Origin of the sequence: Steroidobacter sp. (assembly GCF_016790065.1) — a bacterium.
Lineage (GTDB): Bacteria > Pseudomonadota > Gammaproteobacteria > Steroidobacterales > Steroidobacteraceae > Steroidobacter.
Genome location: NZ_JAEUPY010000883.1, coordinates 1 through 6,424, shown reverse-complemented (window position 1 = coordinate 6,424; position 6,424 = coordinate 1). Strand labels below are relative to the sequence as shown.

Here is a 6,424-nt window from a genome sequence, read left to right as displayed (position 1 = left end):
AAGGACTGGAAGTTCGCATTGTCGGAGAGTCCGGGACGGATGCGGAAGAGGGCGTTCCCGGAGAGCTCTGGGTGCGTCGCGCGGGATCCGATCCAAGATACGGCTTCTTCTCTGGCTACTACAAGGACGAGGCGGCGACGGCTGCGGCCTGGGAATCTGGTTGGTTTCACACTGGCGACAGCGTCCGTCGCGGCGCGGACGGTTGTTTGTTCTTCGTGGATCGCCTGAAGAACATCATTCGACGCAGCGGCGAGAACATCGCCGCCGTCGAAGTCGAAAGTGTGTTGATGCAATGTCCGCAGGCTCGTGCCTGTGCAGTGACCGCGGTGCCTGACGATGTGCGCGGCGAAGAGGTGTTCGCCTTCATCGTCAGCGACCGGGACTACGAACGCGCCGAGGCTGTATCTCTGCAGCAGCATTGTCAGCAGAGTCTGGTCTACTTCAAGGCGCCGGGTTACATCGCCTTCGTGCGTGAGCTACCCCAGACGGCCTCTCAGAAAGTGGCTCGCGGCGAAGTGAAACGACTCGCCGCTCAGTATCTGTTGAATGGCAAAGCGCACGATCTTCGCGATGGCAAGCGACAGCGAGGCTTCCATGGGTAAGTACGCGGACGATATTGCACGCATCGACGGGCTGGTCCGCCCGGATCAAGTGCATCGGGATGTTTACTGCGATCCGGAACTGTTCGAACTGGAGATGCAGCGGCTGTGGCACCGAACCTGGATTTACGTTGGCCACGACAGCCAAGTGCCCAAACCCGGTGATTACTACACTGCCGACATTGCCGGGCAACCGGTGGTGATGGTGCGAGCGATGGATGGTGCGGTTCATGTGTTGTTGAACCGCTGCGCGCACAAAGGTGCCAAGCTGGTCAGCGCTGCTGCTGGCAATTGTCGCGGTCAGCTGCGTTGTCCCTATCACGGCTGGACCTACCGCACCGACGGCTCGCTGCGCACAGTGCCGTTGAAGACCGGTTACGCCGATACCGACTTCGCACAGTCCGAGGCTGCGAAGGGCATGACCCGGTTGAGCACCGAAAGTTATCGCGGATTTGTGTTCACGCGACTGAGCGCCAATGGCCCGTCATTTCAGGAGTACTTCGGGGCGTCGCTGTCCTCCATCGACAACATGGCGGACCGGTCTCCTGAAGGCCGGCTCGAAATCACCGGCGGTGTGCTGAGGTACCTGCACAACTGCAACTGGAAGATGTTCATCGAGAATCTCAACGACGCCATGCATCCGATGGTGGCGCACGAGTCGTCGGCGGGTACGGCTCGGGACTTGTGGAAAGAGCAGCCGGCGGACGCGCCGGTGCCGATGGTCATCGAGCAGTTCGTGCCGTTCGTGTCCAACTATGACTTTTTCGATCGCATGGGCGTGCAGGTGTACGAGCACGGGCACAGTTACACCGGCGTGAATTTCTCGATTCATTCCAAGTATTCGAGCGTCCCGGAGTACGAGGCGAGCATGGAGCAGGCCTACGGGCCGGAGCGAGCCCACGCGATTCTGGGCGAGGCACGCCACAACACTGTCTACTATCCCAGTCTGACCATCAAAGGTGCGATTCAGACCATCCGCGTAGTGCGCCCTCTAGCCGCAGATAAGACGCTGATCGAAAGCTACACCCTGCGTCTGGTGGGCGCGCCCGATGAACTCCTTGCTCGGAGTGTGATGTACACGCGACTGATCAACGCGCCGACCTCAGTCGTGGGTCACGATGACCTGCATTGTTATCGCGCGATTCAAGAAGGCTTGGCGAGCGGTGCCAACCCCTGGGTGAGTTTGCATCGCGACTACAAACCAGCCGAGCAAACCTCGGTGGTGGGGCGGTACAACGGCACCAGCGAGATCTCCATGCGCGGACAGTTCCGGGCTTGGCTGGCAGCAATGACGCAAGCCGACGGTGCCCGATGAGCAGTAGTCCCACCGATCAGTCGTTGATCGAATTCGTTTACAACGAAGCGCGGTTGCTGGATGAGAAGCGGCTGGACGAGTGGTACGAACTGTTCGCCGACGATGGCTTGTACTGGATGCCACTGACGCGAGGACAGCCCGAGGGGCGGACTCAGACCTCGCTGTTCTACGAGGATCGGTTGTTATTGAAGGTGCGCATCCAGCGGCTGCACAGCCCGAATGCCTTCTCACAAGCCGAGCCGAGTTGGTCGCAGCACGTACTGCAGGCACCTCGTATAGAGTCCAGAAACGATGCGTCCGGCGCGTGGGTATTGCGCACCCCTTTCATGTACCTGGAGGTGCAGCGAAACGAGCAGCAGGTCTATGCTGGCGTGGCTTGGCACCACCTGACCTGGCTCGACGGGCAGCTGCGGCTCCAGATGAAAAAGATCGAGCTTCTCAACTGTGAGTCTGCCTTGCCGTCCATTCAGCTGTTACTCTGATGGCATGTTTGCCGCTGAACAACTCGGTCCCATTGAATGGCTGGAACAACTGGCGCGCTTGGCGCGGGAGTTGGGAAAACGAGAGTTCGAAGCGGAACTGATGGCGCTGTTGAACCTGGTGCTACCCATCGATCACTGTGTGGTGTTCACCTACAGCGGGGAGCAAGTGGGTCACCTGTTCACCCAGGGGAAGATGCCGGCGGAACGTGCGGCGGCCTTGGCAGACGATTACATCAAGCAATATCACTCACGAGATCCTTTGTTCTCGACGCTGAGTGGCGCGGACGCGCCTGGGGGTGAGGTGCCGCTGGATATGTCCCGGGCCTATGACCAGGACTATCGCACTCACTTCTTCGACCCCAATGGCTTGGTGGACAAGATGTCGGCGGTCGGGCGCGTCAAGGAAGGCAGCGTGCTCTGCAATTTCTATCGGATGCGCGGGTCGGGTTCGTACTCGGCGGACGAGCGTGAACGGTTGCATCGTATTCTGCCGCTGCTCACGGCTCTGATCGCTGCTCATTACCGGCTGGCTCGAAACACGGTGACTACAGCGTCGGGAAGGAAGGATCCACGCAGCGTTACTCGCAGCCTCGTGCACACCATCATCGGCAAGCGGCTCGCGCCATTCGATCGGCTGACACAGCGCGAATGCGAAGTCTGCGAGCGCATCATTCTGGGATACACCTCGGTCGGCATCGCACTGGACTTGCACATCGGCGAATCGAGTGTTTTGACCTATCGCAAGCGGGCCTATGAAAAGCTGGGGATAGCGACACTGAACGAACTGTTCGCGCTTTGTATCGAGGCATCGCAACGCTGAGGGTGACCGGCCTGTCCCATGATCTTGGGACGGCGTCTGCCGCCGGTCTCAGGCAGGATGGCAGTCCTCACGGGGGAGACTCATGGCCAAACCTTTTGCATCCTCGGCGGACACCGTCGCCAAGAAAGAGACGTTCGAAGAGCTTGCCGAAGGCGTCTACGCTTTCACGGCGGAGGGCGACCCCAATGTGGGCGCCATCGAGGGCGAGGACTTCCTGGTCTGCTTCGAAGCGCGCGCCACGCCGGTCGCCGCACAGGACTGGCTGGAGCAGCTACGTCGACGTACCGACAAGCCGATCAAGTTTCTGGTGCTGACTCACTACCATGCGGTCCGGGTGCTGGGAGCGAGCGCATTCCAAGCGGAAGCCATCATCGCCAGCGGCGCGACTCGAAAGCTGATTCAAGAGCGCGGCAAACAGGATTGGGACAGCGAGTTCGGTCGCATGCCGCGGCTGTTCAAGCAGCCGGAATCCATTCCTGGCCTGACCTGGCCGGATTTGACCTTCGACGATCGTCTGAGCATCGAGCTAGGCGGCTCGCGAGGCTCCATCGAGTTGCGTTTCTGCGGTCGCGGACATACGGCTGGGGACATCGTCGCTTGGCACGACAAGTCGCGAACGCTATTCGCGGGCGATCTGGTGGAGGCGCAAGCGGCGCTCTATACCGGCGACGCGTTTCATAAGGACTGGGCGAGCGCCACGCTCGACAACGTGAAGAGCTTCCGAGCCGAGAATCTAATCGGTGGTCGAGGTGCCGTCGCGGTTGGGACTGCCGCGTGCGACGCTGCGATCGAGCAAACTCGCGAGTTCCTGAAGGTGATGATCGAACGCGTCGGCGCGGTTCATCGCCAGAAGGGCACGTTGAAACAGGCTTTCGAGCAAACCCATCGCGAACTCGCACCGAAGTTCGGGCACTGGCCCATCTTCGAACATTGCCTGCCATTCAACGTGCAGCGGCTGTGGGATGAGTTCGACGGTATCGATTGGCCAAGAATCTGGACCATGGAGCGCGACCGCGAGGTTTGGGCGCAACTGCAGGACTGAGAGCATGACGTCGTCGGCGCCGATCTGGCGGCACATCGGGACGTCACCGCCTCCTGAATCGACTCGAGAACGGCTCACGACGGTGATTGTCGGCGCCGGCCCGGTCGGATTGACCATGGCACTGGACTTGGGGCGGCGAGGTCACCGCGTCACCGTACTCAACAAGTTGAATTACATCGCCGTCGGTTCCAAGGCCATTTGCTTTGCCAAGCGAACGCTCGATATCTGGCAACGGCTGGGCGCCGCCGAAGCCATGGTGCGCAAGGGCGTGCGCTGGGAAACCGGCAAGGTGTTCTGGGGCCAACGCGAGCATCCGATCTATCAATTCGATTTGCTGCCGGTGAAAGATCAGCGCATGCCGGCCTTCATCAACCTGCAGCAGTACTACGCCGAGGAGTTGCTGGTCGAGGCCCTATCGCGCTTGCCGAACGTCGACATTCGCTGGGGGCATGAGGTGACGGCGCTCACCGCTCACACGGATTGCACTGAGCTGCGCGTCAGCTGCGGTGAGTTCAGTTATGCCATCGATGCCAGCTGGCTCATTGCCTGCGACGGTCACAAGTCGCCGATCCGGCAGCTGATGGGACTGGATTTCGCCGGGCGCATGTTCGAAGACAATTTTTTGATTGCGGATATTCGGGTCGCCCAGGAAGGGGCCGCCGAGCGCCGGTTCTGGTTCGATCCGCCGTTCAATCCTGGGCAATCCGCGTTGTTACACAAGCAGCCCGACGATGTCTGGCGGTTGGACTTTCAGCTGGGGCCGAACATCGATCGTGCCGCGTGTGTCCGTCCCGAGAACGTCGAACCGTTGGTGCGCGGGCTCATCGGTAAGGAAGTGCAGTTCACGCCGGTGTGGTACAGCGTTTATACCTTTCATTGCCGACGCATGGAGCGCTTCGTACACGATCGTGTGATCTTCGCCGGCGACAGTGCTCACCTGGTCTCGCCATTCGGCGCGCGTGGCTGCAATGGCGGCATCGCCGATGCGGACAACCTGTGCTGGAAGCTGGATCTGGTGCTCAAGGGCGACGCATCGCCACGCTTGCTCGACAGCTACAACAGCGAAGCGACGGCCATCGCTGACGAAAACATTCGCTGCTCGACGCGGTCCACCGATTTCATGACGCCTAAGTCGACGGTCAGCCGCGCTTTCAGAGATGCGGTGCTGGAGCTGGCAAACAAATTCGAGTTTGCGCGTCCGTGGGTGAACTCCGGCCGCCTATCGCAGGCGGTGAGCTATCCCAACAGCGACTTGAATACTCCCGACGCCAATGGCGGAGAGTGGGGCGGGATACCGCCGGGCTCGCCGGCCATCGACGCCCCAATCGGCGAGGGCTGGCTGCTCGATCGCTTGGGAGATCGTTTCGTGTTGCTGACGAACGGGTGGCGCGGTGCTGTGCCCATAGGTATCGACACCGTGGACGTTTCCAATAGTGCAAGCGATACCGGTTTGATCCGGCAGAGATACGACCTGCAACCCCAATCCGCGTATCTGATCCGTCCCGATCAGTACGTCGCGGCTCGGTGGCGCAACCCGACTCAGGATGATGTGAATGCAGCTGTGGCGCGGGCAACAGGGGCAGGGCTCGTATGAGTGCATTAAATACACAGCCGAACGTTGCCCGGCCCGACGATCTGTACGAGCTGTTGATCGAGATGCACCAAGGCCTGAGCGAGCCGGAAAGCTGGCGCCTCAACGCCAGACTGATCCTGCTGCTCATGAATCAAATTGGCGATGAGCAAGTGCTCCGGCAAGCGATCGCTGCGGCTCGAGGGCGCGGCTAGACCGCCCACAATGGGGCAGGCCGGCAGCTTGCCAGCCTCTGTATGGAGCATTGCGCTCTGGTACATCGTTGCTGCGCGTTCCGCCAATCTTTGTCTGGTAACTCCGCGACACACTGACCCCAATCGAGACCGGTTTACGGTCCAGCAGGGGAGTAGCAGATGCGAAGTTCGATTCCAGTGCGGATTGCGGGCGTGGCGCTGTCGCTCAGCACTTGCCTGACGGCGCAGGCCCAGGTCGAGGAAGTGGTGGTCACCGCCCAGCGGCGCGAGCAACCGATCAACGACGTTCCCATCAGCATTTCGGCCTACGATGGCAACACGCTCAAGCAACTGGGTGTGACGTCGGCGGAGGAGCTGCAAAAGCTCACGCCGGGTCTGGAG

The 6,424-nt window shown here is 60.7% G+C and carries 8 protein-coding genes; all 8 read left to right on the top strand.

Annotation, left to right across the window (positions count from 1 at the left end):
• Positions 1 to 602 (top strand): AMP-binding enzyme (locus JNL55_RS35450; protein WP_293866167.1); only part of this gene is annotated, 602 nt, incomplete at its 5' end.
• A complete protein-coding gene (locus JNL55_RS35445; RefSeq protein ID WP_415923229.1) occupies positions 595 to 1,914 on the top strand; it encodes an aromatic ring-hydroxylating oxygenase subunit alpha in 1,320 nt (439 codons plus the stop codon). The genes JNL55_RS35450 and JNL55_RS35445, both read left to right, overlap by 8 nt.
• A complete protein-coding gene (locus JNL55_RS35440; protein ID WP_293866161.1) occupies positions 1,911 to 2,396 on the top strand; it encodes an aromatic-ring-hydroxylating dioxygenase subunit beta in 486 nt (161 codons plus the stop codon). Before JNL55_RS35445 ends, JNL55_RS35440 begins: the two co-directional genes overlap by 4 nt.
• Positions 2,397 to 2,400: 4 nt before the next feature.
• Positions 2,401 to 3,216, top strand: a complete 816-nt coding sequence (locus tag JNL55_RS35435) for a LuxR family transcriptional regulator (RefSeq protein ID WP_293866158.1) — start codon at positions 2,401 to 2,403, stop codon at positions 3,214 to 3,216.
• Between the two features lie 82 nt (positions 3,217 to 3,298).
• The gene (locus JNL55_RS35430; protein ID WP_293866155.1) at positions 3,299 to 4,258 is read left to right on the top strand and encodes an MBL fold metallo-hydrolase; all 960 of its coding nucleotides are present in this window, start codon (positions 3,299 to 3,301) and stop codon (positions 4,256 to 4,258) included.
• A gap of 4 nt (positions 4,259 to 4,262) precedes the next feature.
• The gene (locus JNL55_RS35425) at positions 4,263 to 5,852 is read left to right on the top strand and encodes an FAD-dependent oxidoreductase (RefSeq protein ID WP_293866152.1); all 1,590 of its coding nucleotides are present in this window, start codon (positions 4,263 to 4,265) and stop codon (positions 5,850 to 5,852) included.
• Positions 5,849 to 6,043: a DUF2783 domain-containing protein gene (locus JNL55_RS35420; protein ID WP_293866149.1), complete on the top strand. Its 195-nt coding sequence runs from the start codon at positions 5,849 to 5,851 to the stop codon at positions 6,041 to 6,043. Before JNL55_RS35425 ends, JNL55_RS35420 begins: the two co-directional genes overlap by 4 nt.
• A 159-nt stretch (positions 6,044 to 6,202) precedes the next feature.
• Positions 6,203 to 6,424 (top strand): hypothetical protein (locus JNL55_RS35415; RefSeq protein WP_293866146.1); only part of this gene is annotated, 222 nt, incomplete at its 3' end.